Annotated in this window: 9 protein-coding genes; 6 read left to right on the plus strand and 3 right to left on the minus strand. The window is 46.6% G+C overall.

The genetic code is table 11. The annotated features are described in order from the left end of the window. The first annotated feature begins 6 nt into the window (after positions 1-6). Both BMZ72_RS10755 and BMZ72_RS10760 read left to right on the plus strand, forming a co-directional pair. Complete coding sequence (locus BMZ72_RS10755; protein WP_089808085.1) at positions 7-1662, plus strand: TonB-dependent receptor; 1656 nt, start codon at positions 7-9, stop codon at positions 1660-1662. Between the two features lie 178 nt (positions 1663-1840). Beyond that, positions 1841-2962: an HU domain-containing protein gene (locus tag BMZ72_RS10760; protein ID WP_255373176.1), complete on the plus strand. Its 1122-nt coding sequence runs from the start codon at positions 1841-1843 to the stop codon at positions 2960-2962. Positions 2963-3443: 481 nt separating this feature from the next. Here BMZ72_RS10760 and BMZ72_RS10765 read toward each other — a convergent pair whose 3' ends face one another. Next, positions 3444-4337, minus strand: coding sequence for an SDR family oxidoreductase (locus BMZ72_RS10765; protein WP_089808089.1), 894 nt, complete (start codon positions 4335-4337; stop codon positions 3444-3446). A 320-nt stretch (positions 4338-4657) separates the two neighbouring features. Beyond that, positions 4658-6715, minus strand: coding sequence for a prolyl oligopeptidase family serine peptidase (locus BMZ72_RS10770; protein WP_089808091.1), 2058 nt, complete (start codon positions 6713-6715; stop codon positions 4658-4660). A 404-nt stretch (positions 6716-7119) separates the two neighbouring features. On the opposite strand from BMZ72_RS10770, the gene pfkA reads away from it, so the two are divergent. Both pfkA and pyk read left to right on the plus strand, forming a co-directional pair. Beyond that, complete coding sequence (gene pfkA / locus BMZ72_RS10775; RefSeq protein ID WP_012789989.1) at positions 7120-8100, plus strand: 6-phosphofructokinase; 981 nt, start codon at positions 7120-7122, stop codon at positions 8098-8100. Positions 8101-8111: 11 nt separating this feature from the next. Further along, positions 8112-9602: a pyruvate kinase gene (gene pyk / locus BMZ72_RS10780; RefSeq protein WP_177222753.1), complete on the plus strand. Its 1491-nt coding sequence runs from the start codon at positions 8112-8114 to the stop codon at positions 9600-9602. Between the two features lie 202 nt (positions 9603-9804). On the opposite strand, the gene BMZ72_RS10785 is transcribed toward pyk, so the two are convergent. Then, the gene (locus BMZ72_RS10785; protein ID WP_089808093.1) at positions 9805-12651 is read right to left on the minus strand and encodes a TonB-dependent receptor; all 2847 of its coding nucleotides are present in this window, start codon (positions 12649-12651) and stop codon (positions 9805-9807) included. 581 nt (positions 12652-13232) lie between these two features. Between BMZ72_RS10785 and BMZ72_RS10790 the strand changes: the two genes are divergently transcribed. Both BMZ72_RS10790 and BMZ72_RS10795 read left to right on the plus strand, forming a co-directional pair. Next, complete coding sequence (locus tag BMZ72_RS10790; protein ID WP_089808096.1) at positions 13233-14240, plus strand: helix-turn-helix domain-containing protein; 1008 nt, start codon at positions 13233-13235, stop codon at positions 14238-14240. Positions 14241-14529: 289 nt separating this feature from the next. Then, on the plus strand, positions 14530-15888 hold the full coding sequence (locus BMZ72_RS10795) for an NAD-dependent succinate-semialdehyde dehydrogenase (protein ID WP_089808098.1): 1359 nt from the start codon (positions 14530-14532) through the stop codon (positions 15886-15888). Positions 15889-15892 lie beyond the last annotated feature (4 nt).

Below are 15892 nucleotides of genomic sequence, written 5' to 3' on the forward strand. Positions count from 1 at the left end.
GTTAGCATGAACGCTTATATCAAAAATATTCACCGGTTTCTGGCAGTAGCAGGTTGCAGTGCAGGTATCCTGACGCAGCAGCAGGCATTCGCGCAAAAAGAGAAAGATAATCTCAAGGAAGAGACCATTGACATCATTTCCAATTACCGTCCGAAGCTGAGGGATGCGGCAAAACTGAACCTGACCGCATCACTGCCTTCTTTTGACACGAGTCGTCCGGCTTTACAATACCAGGTACCGGCATTGAACCTTTACTTCATGTACCAGCCGATTCCACTGAAGCCGCTGGCGCTGGGTAAAGATTCACTGAGCAGATTACAGAACAACTTTATCAGGGCAGGTTATGGCAACCTTAGCACACCGTTGATCCAGGCAGGTTTTGGTACCGGCCGTCAGGAGAAATACAACCTCGGTGTGTATGTGAACTACACCTCTTCCAAGGGTGATATCAAAAACCAGGATTACAGCACACTGAATATACTCGGCTCAGGCACCTACTTCACCCCGCTGTGGGAGATCAATGGTAGCATCGGATATGACCGTAACCAGATACACTATTACGGTTATGATCACGCCACCCTGGAGTTCAGTAAAAATGATGTAAAACAGAACTTCAACCAGTTCACCGCGCAGGTAGGTGTAAAAAACAGACCGCTGAATGACTGGGCTTTCAGATTTGAACCATCTGCCAAATTCATTTACTTCAGCGATGCATATAAGCGCAAGGAACCAACGGTAGTCTTCAAGGTACCGGTATCCAAGCAGCTGTTTGAAGACATCTATATCAAAGCAGAAGGCGTTTTTGACCTTTCTTCCTTTAAAGAAGATGATCATCCGCAGGTGAATAACAACGTAGTGGCGATCCACCCTGCCCTGGAAATCGTAAAGCCCCGCTTTATGCTGCATGCAGGTGTGAATCCGACCTGGACCAACAGTAAGTTCTATCTGCTGCCGGACATCGTGAACGAATCGCATATCATCTACAAAAAAGTGATCCTGAGCAGTGGATGGATCTCTTATATCAATAAGAACAGTTTCCGTAACCTGGCCAACCAGAATCCTTTCCTGGGCAGCTATGGTGAAGGAATCCTGAATACCAGGGTAGAAGAAAAATACACCGGTATCAAAGGAACGATCGGGAGTCATTTCAATTACAACACCAAATTTGCCGCTGTTACCTGGCACAATATGCCGCTGTTCGTGAATGACAGTATTGATGGCAAAACCTTCTATACTAAGAATGAGGAGGAACTGAGAGCCTTCAATCTGCATGCGGAAGTAGGTTACATCCAGGAAGAGAAGTTCCAGTTAAGACTGGCTTTTGACTGGTTCAACTACAACAAACAGAAGAGCGAGATCAAGCCATGGGGCCTGATCCCATTCCAGGCTGACGCATTCGCACAATATACCCTGGCTAAAAAGCTGCACCTGAATGCAAATCTGTACTACCTGGGCGGTACTTACTACCAGGTATTCGCTACCCAGGACTTTGACAAAACCAAAGGTAAATGGGACCTCAGCGCAGGTGCTAACTATGATATTGGCAAGAATTTCAACATCTGGGTGAATGCAAATAACCTCTTCAATTCAAAATATCAGCGCTGGTATGGATACCAGACTTATGGGTTGAATGTGCTGGGAGGTGTGATGATTAAATTTTAAAGTCGTACAATTGCAGTTACGATTGGAAACCAGGCATCAGAAATTTGTATAAATAGTGTTTTAGTATAATACTTGTCGACTATACCACTTTTTAAACAGATTCCTGATGTTTGCTTTCAATTCCCAATTTTCTACTGATACAGAGGGTCATTTTACAATAACAGGAATATCTACGTAATTGGTACTACAGCAATACATACAGGAAATTTTGTTCAGGCAGCATATCTGTTGCCTGCCCCAACTAGGCGTGTTCAGACTGACACACACACCCGCTCGTTACGATGTTACCAGCAAAATGATATTACCTCCCGGAGAGATCATCACTTTTGATGAGACATTGACGAATGACGGCGGCCTGTTGGAATGGATTTCGCAAAAGGAGCACCTGGTGCCTGCGATTGCGCAATTGAAAATGGAGAAATACCTGGAGGATTTCAGGAAAGTGCTTAAAAATGGCGAAACAATTGTCATTCCGGGTGTAGGACAACTACAGGCGAACAACGTAGGCAGGATTTCCTTTGAACAGGAACCTCCAGCCCTTACACGTGACGTGCTGCATGTAAGTCCGGTAATACGCCAGGACGCAATCCATAAAGTGACAGTAGGGAACAGAGAAATGGTGGGCAAACAGGTGGTAGACCATCTGACGGCATCTCCATCGTCTTCTTCCTCCTCATCTTCATCTTCTTCATCTCCTGCCCCCACTCCTGCTTCGGAGCCAGTCGCCGCTACGCCATCAACACCGGCATCTACCGTGGCCGCTGGCAGCACCGGTACTACAGGAACAAGCGGTAATGACTACGAATATGAATATGCGCAGGAGATCCCCTCCAAATTACGCTGGTTATGGGTGGCCATTCCTGTCGCCTGTGTAGTAACAGCTGGTATCGTATGGTATTCTGTTAATAAGAACCGTCCCCAGATCACCAGAGCCGAAAGTGCAGTGAATCCTGCTCCTGTAGAGGCAGCACCCGTTGCCGCCAGTCAGGCAAAAGCCGACAGCGCAGAAAAAGCAGCAGCTACAGCCGCAGCAGCCACGAGTGCACAGGAGATGTCTTATGATGTCATTTTTGCTACATATAAGACCAGAAAAGGCGCTGACGATATGTTCAAAAAACAATCAAGCTGGCAGAAAGACAAACCAGTAAAATTTGTTTTACTGGCCAACGCTGACTCCTCTTCCTTCATGGTAGCGGAGCAATTCAGGACACCAGCCGCGGATACAATAACGATAAAGGACTCTATCCAGCAAAAATACAAGCCTAAATTCAAGGTGTTTATTCAGCCATCGCGGCCATAACAACAATAATAATAGACTATCATCTATAAAGAAAAAGCCCGTCAGTATGAGCTGACGGGCTTTTTCTTTATATGTCTTATATATAAGAATGTACTATTCACTTATCTTACCTTCCCGACTTTTACACCTCCCCCCGCCTACCAGCCAGTATATCCCAGAGTCTTATTGACTATTGTCAACCCTGTCACAGCGAAGGCTTTCAGATGGAGCCCCTGGCCTTAGCGCTTTGAAGTATGCCCATCCGCCTAACCGAAATTCAACAGATATCCCCAAGCCCAACACGACCTCCCAAAGCCCCATATAGAAACTTCAAAGCGCGTCAGCCAAGGGGCCCATCTGAAACCGCAGCGTAAGACTCTGCCTAAAAAGTAAACAACTTTTAAAGGACAGAGACAAGGCTTCGCCTAAGCCCTGACAACAGCAGACCCTTCCTGAGAAACAATCTTCAGCCTATGTAATCGGAAATGGAGCTACAAATACACTAGATCTCTTTTGACAGGATCTCCAGTCCTTCTTCAAAACTATGTGGAGCAAAACCCAGCTCTTTCACGGCCTTGTCTATGACAAAACCAGTTTTAGCAGGGCGCCTGGCAGGTTGCGTGAAGCTTTTAGCATCTACCTTTTCAAGCAACTGTGTGTTCAGTTTAAAATAACCGGCAGTCTGTACTGCCATCTGATAAGGGGTCAGCGTTTCGCTACCTGAGATGTGGAATGTACCAGCGGCTTTTTTATCCGCTACCAGCTTACATCCGGCTGCCAGGTCCTGTACGAGGGTTGGGGTGCGCCACTGGTCATCCACGACCTTCAGCTTTTTGCCCTGTTCCAGGTTGTTTTTCACCCAGGTGATGATGTTACTGCGTTTGGAGTCAGCTGCGATACCATATACCAGTACGGTACGTACGATAGCCCATGGCAGTTTACTGCCACGTACCATGTTTTCGGCGGCCACTTTGCTGGAGCCGTAATAACTGATGGGGTTTACCGCATCCTCTTCTGCATAGGGTCCCTTTAAACCGTCGAATACAAAATCGGTAGACAGGAAAATGAAGAAGGTGTTATGTGCTTCGGCAGCCTTCAGCAGGTAACGGGTGGCAGCTACATTGGTATCCCAGCAGAGATCCTTGTTACGTTCGCAGTCATCTACCTGGGTCATAGCAGCAGCATGAATGACAATGTCCGGCTGATATTTATCCAGCAGATGCTTTACGCTGGTGGAATCCCGCAGGTTGGTGGCTTCATAGATATATCCGGTCTGTTGCGGCAGACGGTTAGGTCCTCTTCCGCTGGCTATTACCTGATACCGGCTATCCTCCAAAAAAACGGGAATAAGGTGCTGGCCCAATAATCCGTTGCTTCCTGTGATTAATACCTTCATGATCTATGCCTTTTACTAAAATTACGAATTCAGTTTCAAATACCGGTTACGAATTACAAGGTGATCGCAGGATTATATTGATTCCTTATCCGTAATGCTATAACCTTTAATCCATAGGCAGAACGGGGCTTTGAAGGGCTTTGACAGGTACATGTCTCCCCGACAGGCCAGATCGCCCACACGGCCATACGATTCCCTCTTTTCCCGCAAAAAGCCGGCCGGTCATGATGATACCTCTGCCGCATTATACCAGCCTGAATGCAAAGGGGCTGTCTGCCATACAGCAGACAGCCCCGGGGACTTTATCTTATGAGTAACGCTTATTTAAAGCTCATACCGAGATTATACATTGTAAATGACCAAACGTCTGCAGCCTCTTCGATCAGCTTGGAAGTAGGTTTACCCGCACCGTGGCCGGCCTGGGTATCTATACGTATAAGCGTCGGGTTAGGACCTGCACTGGCAGCCTGTAAGGTTGCCGCAAATTTGAAAGAGTGCGCTGGTACCACACGGTCGTCATGGTCAGCAGTGGTGACCAGCGTCGCCGGATATTGCGTACCTGCTTTCAGGTTATGCAGCGGAGAGTATTTGATCAGATAGTTGAACTGTTCTGGTTTAGCGCTGGTACCATATTCTGTTACCCATGCCCATCCGATGGTGAAATTCTGGAAACGCAGCATATCCATCACCCCTACTGCCGGCAGGGCTACTTTGAACAGGTCCGGACGCTGTGTCATACAGGCGCCTATCAGCAAACCTCCATTAGAGCCACCGCGGATCGCCAGTTTGGAAGGACTGGTATATTTTTCCTTTACCAGGAATTCGGCTGCGCCGATAAAGTCGTCAAATACGTTCTGTTTCCTTTCCAGCATACCGCCTTTGTGCCATGCTTCTCCGTATTCGCTGCCGCCTCTCAGACAAACGACTGCATAGATGCCTCCCTGTTCCATGAAAAACAGGTTGGAAACGCTGAATCCAGGGGTCATTGGGATATTGAATCCACCATAACCATAGAGCAGTACCGGGTTTTTGCCATCCTTCTTAAGTCCTTTTTTATAAGACAGGAATACAGGAACCTTGGTACCATCTTTACTGCTGAAGAATACCTGTTTGGTTTCGTAGTCCTCCTGGTGGAATTTAACTTCCGTTTTAGCGTAGAGGGCTGACTTACCACTGGCGATATCATATTTATAGATCGTAACCGGATTTACGAAAGAAGTGAAGGAATAGAAAAACTCCTTGTCACCGTCTTCTCCGCCAAAACCGCTGGCTGTACCGATACCCGGCAATTCGATCTGCCAATCCAGTTTACCATCATATGTATATTGCGCTACACGGGAAGCGGCGTCTTTCAGATAACTGGCGAAAAGTCTTCTCCCGGCGGTACCTACACCCTGTAACACTTCTTTCTGCTCTGGAATGAGCAACTGGCGGCTGGAAGGGTTTTTAGGATCGATCAGCTCTACTTTATAGTTGGGAGCCCCTTCATTGGTCAGCAGGATGAGTTTATCCCCATGGCTGTCTACGATGCTGGGTTCAAACTCAAACCCTTTCACCAGCAGATTAAATCCTTTCTGGGAAGGATCCTGTAAGTCCCAGTACAGTACCTGGTTACCGGAAGTTCCTTCGCTCTGGCTCAGGATTAGGAAACGCTCATCTTCGGTTACATGTGCACCGGCATTACGCAGCGGGTGTTCTTTATCTTCAAAGATCAGCGCGTCTTCGTCCTGGGAGGTGCCCAGTTTATGGTAGTATACTTTATGGAATTCGTTCTTTTTAGACAGTTTGCTCTCTTCAGTCGGCTTGTCGTAGCGGCTGTAATAGAAACCGTCCTTTCTCCAGGAGATACCGCTGAACTTGATCCAGTCGATAGAATCCTTCAGCAATTGCTTGCTTTCCACGTCCATTACGAAGGCCTGTTGCCAGTCTGAACCGGCTTTCGCGATCTGGTAGGCGATATATTTCGCATCTTTGGAGAAGGAAATGCTACCCAGCGCGACTGTTCCGCTGGCGGAGAACTTATTCGGATCGATGAAGACTTCAGGTGTACCGTTCAGGGTTTTCTGACGGTAGAGCACGGACTGATTCTGCAGACCATCATTTTTAAAGAAGTAATAATAGTCGCCTTTTTTGAAGGGAGCGCCTATCTTGGGGTAGTTCCAGAGTTCTTCCAGTCTTTTGCGGACTGCACCATGGAAGGGTATCTTACTAAGGTATTCGGAAGTGACAGCGTTCTGAGCCTTTACCCATTCTTTGGTCTCAGGGCTATTATCATCTTCCAGCCAACGGTACGGGTCGGCAACGGTGGAGCCATGGTAATTGTCTGTAACGTCTGTTTTATTTGTTTTCGGATAAGTAATTCCTGACTGTTGTGCCATTACGGGTCCTGTTATCATTAGTAAATACAATGCGGTAAAGATAGGGCGAGATGATCGACTTGTTTTCATTTGAAACATTTGCGGGTTTGTATTTAAATTATATCTATGTATATTTTTTAAAAATTTTGTTGTGTTAGTTAATTAAAAATGAAAATTTCGTGTAATTCATCAGAATACTATTAGAAAGCTAGGGCAAAATGTTATTTTTGTGCGCCACTTAGATATTTCTCTGGCAATTTATGCATAAGCAGCGTGATTTTCAGGAAAAAACGTACAGGAGAAGAATGGTTATCGGGAGTGCAATATCACACGTTTGGGGTATATAAGGGTAATAGGAAGCTTAAACTAACGTCGGGGTTCCCTGAATCCAACATAAAAACGTAGAGAGGGAAATAAACATAACTATGAAAAAAGTTTCTAACATCGCAGTCCTTACATCCGGTGGCGATGCGCCGGGCATGAATGCCGCTGTTCGTGCAGTCGTAAGAACCGGAATTTACCATCAGTTAAATGTGTATGGTGTTATGTATGGCTACAGGGGAATGCTGAAGAACGAGATATTTCCCTTGGAGTCCAAATCTGTGGCTAACATTATTCAGCGCGGAGGTACCATTCTGAAGACCGCCCGTTGTAAAGAATTTTACGAAGCTGAAGGAAGAGCTAAAGCCTACGAAAATCTGAAGAAACACAACATTGACGGTATCGTAGTTATTGGCGGGGACGGTTCATTCAACGGTGCTTACAAGATGAGCAAGGAGTTTGATATCCCATGTATCGGCCTCCCTGGCACTATCGATAAGGATATTGCAGGTACCGATTTCACTATTGGTTTTGACACGGCAGTGAACACAGCTGTAGACGCGATCGATAAGATCCGCGATACTGCTGATGCGCACGACCGTTTATTTGTTATAGAGGTTATGGGCCGTGATGCTGGTTATATTGCCCTGCACAGTGGTATTTCTACTGGTGCTGAGCACATCATGACGCCGGAACACCTGATCGATGTAAAAGACATCATCGAAGATCTCCAGACCAACGAACGCCGCAAAAAGCTGGTAAATATCATCGTAGTAGCGGAAGGTTCTATTGCCGGCGGTGCAGAAGAAGTAGCACGCATGGTAAAATCCAGTTGCCCTCAGCTGGATACCCGCGTAACCATCCTTGGCCACATTCAGCGTGGTGGATCTCCGACCAGCCAGGACCGTGTTCTGGCCAGCCGTATGGGTTACGCAGCCGTAGAAGCACTGTTGAACGGTACTTCTAACGTAATGATAGGCATTGTAAACAACAAAATCCAATATACACCTCTGGAGCAGGCAATCAAGGCTAAAGAACACCTTGATCCGGAATGGTTAAAGATGGTTAAAATACTTGCGAGTTAAAAAATAGAGCTATGAGTACAAAAGATTTATCACAATACGTACACAAACAGATGGATCATGCAGCTTCCCGTGCACATTCCCTGCACAAAACGAAAATAGTAGCAACCGTTGGCCCAGCCTGCGATACTTATGAAGGATTATTAGCACTCGTACGCGCCGGCGTTAACGTGTTCCGTCTGAACTTCTCACATGGCTCTCATGAGGATAAACTGCGTATCATCCAGTATATCCGCCAGATCAACAAAACTGAGCCTTACAATGTAGCCATCCTGGCTGACCTGCAAGGCCCTAAACTGCGTGTTGGTGAAATAGAAAACAACGCATTACCACTGGTAGCTGGTCAGATCCTGACCTTCGTAAATGAGAAAGTGGTAGGTAATGCAGAAAAGATCTATGTATCTTACGCAGACCTGCACAAAGACGTTAAACCAGGCCAGAAAATTCTGCTGGATGACGGTAAAATCGAAACAGTTGTAAAAGAAATTACTGCTAACGAGGAAATCAAAGCAGTAGTAAGCCTGCCAGGTGTACTGTCTTCTAAAAAAGGCTTCAACCTGCCAGATACCAAAGTATCCCTCCCGGCTCTGACTGAGAAGGATGTGATCGACCTGGAATTCATCATCGACAACGAATGTGACTGGGTTGCCCTGTCCTTCGTAAGACACGTAGATGACCTCCTCCTGATCCGTAAACGCCTGAAAGAACGCAATTCCAAAATGAAGGTGATCTCTAAGATCGAAAAACCTGAGGCAATTGCTAACCTGAAGGAAATCATCTGGGAAAGCGACGGCGTAATGATCGCTCGTGGTGACCTGGGTGTGGAACTGCCGGTTGAGCAGATCCCGATGATCCAGAAAGACATTATCCGTAAATGTATCCACCGTGCTAAGCCTGTAATCGTGGCTACACAGATGATGGAAAGCATGATCGACCGTACCCGTCCTAACCGTAGCGAAATCACTGACGTAGCGAACGCTGTACTGGAAGGTGCTGATGCGGTAATGCTGAGCGGTGAGACTGCAACTGGTCAATTCCCTGAGCTGGTAATCCAGACCATGAGAAAGATCATCGACGAAGTTGAAAAAGAAGACATTATCTATAACCGTAACCTGATCCCTCACCGTCACTCTCCAACCTTCCTGAGCGATGCACTGTGCTACAATGCATGTAAAATGGCGGAAGACCTGGATGCAGATGCACTGATCGGTATGACACAGAGCGGCTACACCGGCTTTATGCTGAGCAGCTACCGCCCTCGTTCTCCACTGTTCATCTACACCAAAGAGAGAACACTGGTAAATCAGCTGAGCCTCAGCTGGGGTGTACGTGCCTTCTACTATGATGGAGAAGAGAGCCTGGATGAGATCATCTCTGACCAGATCGATATCCTGAAAGAAAGAGGTTTCGTAAAACCAGGTGACGTTGTGGTAAACACTGGTAGCACGCCTGTAAAAGAGCACCTGCCAACCAACACGATCAAGATTTCTACAGTTGCTGAATAAGCAATTAAAGGAACAACATAAAAAGGAAAGGCGTTCACCGATGGTGAACGCCTTTCCTTTTTAATTAAGAATTAAGAACTGAGCGTAAGCGTTTGAAGTCACAATACCGGACCATCTTTTCTACAGACAATGCGGAAAATTGTCCGGCCTGGCTTCCGCTGCATTCAATTCTTAATCCTTAATTTTTAATTCTTAATTATTTTTATAATGTCAGGACAAATCTTGTAAACAGCCTGATACCATTAAAGCCCATCTGTACCGCATCCCAGGCGCCACCGCTTTCACTGTCATAAGCAGATAATCTCGCACCATCTACCACACCCAGTGAAGGATGTACATTGAAGATATTATCAGCGCCTACAAACCAGTTCAGCTGTTTGGTGAGCTTGTAGTTCACTGCCAGATCAGTCACTGCCTTACCTTTGTATTTGAACAGCTCAGGCACCAGTTTATCAGGATCGCTATCCAGTCCTACAACAGGATTGATACCAGTTCCTGCCAGGTCTCCGCTCCAGCCATATCCATACAGCTCAACCTTGCCGAAGTAAGTGACATGCGCGCTCACACCGAATTTATTGATACCATAATCGAGGTTCAGACCGATCTTCACCGGCGGTGCAGATGCCAGTACAAAACGCTCTTCACGATCGCTGAAGAAGGATTTTCTATGCAGATAGCTATCATTCAGTTTCTCAGGTATGTTGATCTTATCGATCTTCATATGCTGAAAGTTTGCCGCTATTAAAGCCCTGAAACGCTGATTAGCCCAACGTTTGTTATAATCTATCACGATATCAACACCAGTATTGGTAGTATTCACCGCATTCGCGAAGAACTGCGCGTTATCGATATGAAGATCATTCAGCGTCTGATACAGTTCAGGAGAAAGGGTTGTATCTGATGCACTGAACTGACCGGATAACACGATCCTGTCTTTTACTTTTACCAGGTAACCATCTACCGTTACAGACAATGCACTCACAGGTTTCCAGGTGAAACCCAGACTCGCATTGACTGATTTTTCCTGTTTCAGGTCAGGGATACCCGCTGCTCTGGTAATACTATTGCTGTTAGGCGCAATCTTCACTTCCGTAATAGTTCCCCCCTGTACGTTAGTATACTGTGAACTGAAGTTGATCTGTTGTAGGGAAGGTGCACGGAAACCTGTACTCACAGAACCTCTCAGGTTGAAGTTAGAAGTTACTTTATAACGGGTTGCAAATTTATAGTTGCTCGTGAAACCAAAGTCGCTGTAGTTCTCCGCACGTACAGCTGCACCGATCAGCCATTTGTCTGTCACATCCAGTTCTGCATCTACAAATCCGGCGATATTGGAGCGGTTGGCATCCACTTCATCACTCGGACGATAACCAGGGAACCCCTGTGCCCCGGTTGCTTTGAAGAAAGTAGGATCATAGTTTGTATAAGAGGCCGCATCACCCGCATAGATCTGGTATTTCTCATAACGGTATTCAGCGCCCAATGCCAGGTGCAGACCCTGTGCCACACCACTGAACTCTTTACCAACGGTCAGGTTAGCGGTATTCTGCAGGAAGGAAAAGCCACCATCATCAAAGTGTGTAGGCGTATTTGCTCCCATAGAAGCATTAAAGGTCTTATCACCATAGAAGTGGAAGTCGTTACGACCGATGGTGTTACTCAGGTCCCAGGTCCAGTCATTACCAAATTCTCCTTTGATACCTGCGGCGGCTGACCAGTCCCTGATCTTATTCTGAATATGCGGATCAAATACGGTGTCATTAGCAGCACCACCTGGAGAAGATACCGGGTACATGATATCCTTATAGAAGATCAGGTTACCGCTAGCGTCTGTGGGGAAACGGTCGGGATGTCCGCTGGAACTGGGGTTATTACCATTAAAGTGACGGGAATAGGCATATGCGTCGGAGAACTTATAGTTATAGCCCCCAAACGCATAAAAAGTGGTTTTTCCGTCAGCAAAAGGCAGTTCCAGGTTAAGCATACCGCCACCTGTAGTTTTTGAAGCATCGCCATAAGAGCGTCTTACTACGTTAATCGGCAAAGCGTCTTTGTTGGCCAGATTGGTATCCAGTACCTGACGGTAGGTCTTTCCCTGTTTCAGGAAATTGCCTGAAAAGTTCAGGAAACCGCCATTCTTACCCAAAGGCACACCATAACTGAGACCTACAGATACGGCGTTACCATCAATGGCGCCACCGCTTTTATACTGGTTCAGGTCCTGACCGAAATGGGTATTGTATTTATGATCGTAATACCCGGCATATCCGGCATTCACGTACAGGTGATTCACTTCTTTCTTTAAGATGATGTTGATCACACCCGCGATCGCATCAGAACCATATTGGGCCGATGCACCGTCACGCAGTATTTCTACACGGTCAATAGCGGCTTCCGGGATGGCATTCAGGTCAGTACCTGAGTTACCACGGCCACGGGTACCATATACGGCAATAAAGGCCGTCTGATGCCGGCGTTTACCATTCACCAGCACCAGGGTCTGATCTGGTCCCAGACCACGTAAGGTAGCCAGGTCGATCTGGTCGGCGCCGTCGCTTCCGCTCTGTTTGTTATAGTTAAAAGAAGGAGCGGACACATTCAGCAGGGCAGTCAGGTCCATTTTTGCCGTCGGATAGGCGGTCTGGCTCATGGAGATCACGTCTACCGGTACAGGTGTCTCTATCCTTGCACGGCCACCGGAACGGGTACCTACCAGTACGACCTGTGATAGTTCCGATACCGTAGAAGTCAGCTGAACATCCACCACGGTACGGCTATTGACAGGCACGGATAATGGTTTAAACCCAATAGCGCTGAGTTCCAGCACATCGTCTGATTTAGCCTCGATGGCGTAGGCGCCGTCTTTACCCGTCAGCGTACCCGTACCGCTCAGTTTTACCCGCACGGTAATACCTTCCAGGGGCACGCCTGTGGTGGCATCCGTTACCTTACCGGTGATTCTTTGTTTCTGTGCATATGCAGCAGCAAATGGTACATAGAGGCATAACAATAATAATACGATTCGATTTAGACTCCTGGTTGACATCATATATTGCTTTTGGTTTGGGTTATAGATAAATATAACCTATTTCAGACATATAGTTAAAACACCCTTTCGCTACTGAGTAGTATATACTTAAATGTTATAACGCATATATTCATTCTATTTGTTATAGGTCGGCATACATATAATAAACACCGATCTATTAACACTTGTTTAACCGAGTCACTTATAAATCAACATTTTAATCTTCTCATGATCATTTTTTCCAGTTAATGGAAAAACAATCGACAAGCATTAACGAGTCATTAACTTTTAAGCAAAAACTAAAAGATAACTTTATGCGCAGCTAGTAAACGCAGCCTCTAATTAAAGAGATCAACTATACGATGTCATTGTGATAGTTAAATTGCTCAACATGTGATTTTCCACGTCTTGTTATACCGTTAATAAGAGAATCCAGATACCCGGTTCCTGGAAACCAGCCGCCATGTTTTCCAGCCCCCCCGCGCAGTAGATGGTCATGTCTGTTATTCTCTGCATCGCATAACATTACCGAATGTTTTATACAGGCGTAAGCCCGGCATAAATAATATGCTGTATTCTCAATCAAAAAAACCAATCTAAAGATGTACCTCTTTTCAGCAGAATCCATTGAATTTTTCAGGGAGCTGCACTCCCCCTCAGATGTTCCTAAAAGATTTGCCAGCAAGATTATGCTCCACTCCAGCAAAGTGCTACACGGCGACCAGCAAAAGACCATTTTTCTTCAACGCATTACGGCAGGCTTTTTTGAGATCTTTGAACACCATGTGGTGTGCAATGCTCCGGAAACGGAGATCCTGCCCACTCCTCTTATCCCGTCTCTGCACCTGCACGTTTCAATGGACGACAATGAAGTCGACGCCTATGTCAACGGTCAACAAGGGGTTGAGCTAAAACCCCGGGAAGTCAATCTCTTTTACCTGGAAGAGATCAATATCGCAGTTTTGCCTCCGGGGAAACACTGCTTTTTCCACATTGCTTTTAAAAATGAAACCTTGTTCCGCCTGCTGAAAAAGAAGCCCTTTGCAGCGTTGTACAATAAGTTCCAGAAGAAAGTAAAACAGGTAGAAGACGAGATGGGCGGCATGCTCAACGAGCCTGGTCAGGTGACTATGGATGCTTATTTCATGATGCTCATACATGAGATCAGACAATGTAACTTTAACGAGCAGGCCAGCAAATATTACCGCGAAAAGAAATGCCAGCTGATGCTGGAACATTTCCTCCGGCAGATACTCCATATCCGCGAATCAAAAATCGAGCTGACCGATCAGAAGATCCTGACGCTGGATTATGTAAAAGAATACGTCAAACTGAACATTAACAAGTCCATCAATGTGAAGCAACTGGCGGGACAATTCAACATCAGCACAAATCTGCTTGAAAAAGGCTTCCGGCAACTGAATGGTATTTCCCTGCGCACTTTTATTCACATGTACCGCATGGAATTCAGTACCAAACTGCTGGCTATTAAAGGTATGCCACCTGACAGTATTGCACGGCTTACAGGCTTCAGGAACTATGCTGCACTGGATGCCGCGTTCTACAAATACTTCGGTTGTGCTGCGGAGGTTTTCCACGAACAATGTTAACGGCGATATATCGCTATCCAGATACCGGTAAAATGAAAAGGAGGTTGTCTCAAAAGTATTGAGCAGCCTCCTTTTATTTCAGGTACCTGAGGGCATCAGGTAGTCATTTAAGCAATTCCGAGAACGTTCGTTTAATTTTGATACATCCTCATTTTTATGCCCGCAACTCCGGTCATCACTGGTTTTCTCCTTATGACCCGGGCATGCTCCCCAGGTTATACAGAAACAGTACATTTACACCATTGCAGACGGCATACATGTTGTCAGTTATAAGATAAACTCTTTTCTTATGAGCACCTTTCAGAGCATCAACCCGTATAATCAGGAAACAATAGCAGAATATGCCTCTCATACGCAGGCAGACATAGAACAGAGACTGGCATGGGGCCATCAGGCATTCCGTCATATGGCACACAGCTCCCTGCAGGAGCGTTGTGAGTGGATGCTTGCACTGGCACAGTTACTTAAGACGAACGTAGACCAGCATGCGGCCATTATCACGCGTGAAATGGGCAAAACACTGAAAGAAGCGAAAGCAGAGGTCCTGAAATGTGCCACTACTGCCGAGTATTATGTAGAACATATCGCTAAGATGCTACAACCCAAACTGATCAGCACAGATGCGCGGCAGAGCTATGTATCTTATGAGCCCAAAGGCATTATCCTGGCGATCATGCCCTGGAACTTTCCTTACTGGCAGGTATTCCGCTTTGCCATCCCCAATCTGCTGGCCGGTAATTCCGGACTACTCAAACATGCCAGCAATGTCAGCGGCTGTGCCCTGGCGATAGAAGACGTCTTTTTGCAGGCTGGTTTTCCGGAAGGGGCTTTCCAGGCATTACTGGTCAATTCCAAACATATCGAACCCGTTATCGCGGACAGCCGTGTACAGGGTGTCACACTGACAGGTAGCACTGCTGCCGGTCAAAGTGTTGGTGCGCTGGCGGGAAAATATATCAAGAAATCCGTCCTCGAACTGGGCGGCAGCGACCCTTTCATTGTCCTGAAAGACGCTAATCTGGAAGATGCCGCCCGGACAGCGGTAAAAGCCCGGATGCAAAATGCCGGTCAGTCCTGTATCGCCGCTAAACGCTGGATAGTGGAAGAAGCAGTAGCGGAAGACTTTACGGATAAGGTCAGCCGTATCCTCCGGGAAATGAAACAGGGCGACCCTTTCAATCCGGCTACTGATATGGGACCAATGGCGCGTCCTGACCTGGCCGGCGAACTGGCCCAGCAGCTACAGCAGAGCATTAACCAGGGCGCCAGACTGGCACTGGGCGGACAACAGGAATCGGCTAATTTCGCCCCTACCCTGCTGACAAACGTGCAAAAAGGGATGACCGCCTTTGATGAAGAGACTTTCGGGCCACTGGCAGTCATTATCAGGGCCAGAAATGAGGACCATGCGATCGAACTGGCTAACCAGACGCCTTTCGGACTTGGTTCCTCTCTCTGGACAAGCGATCTTGACAAGGCTAAAAAGCTGGCCAGACAAATAGATAGCGGAAATGTGTTCATCAATGCCATGGTGCGTTCAGACGCCCGTTTGCCCTTTGGTGGCGTAAAACTGTCCGGTTACGGCAGAGAACTGTCCCTCGAAGGCACACATGAATTTTTGAATGTTAAAACGGTTTACATAGCTTAGCAGC

This window comes from Chitinophaga sp. YR627 (assembly GCF_900114995.1).
In the GTDB taxonomy this organism is placed as follows: domain Bacteria; phylum Bacteroidota; class Bacteroidia; order Chitinophagales; family Chitinophagaceae; genus Chitinophaga.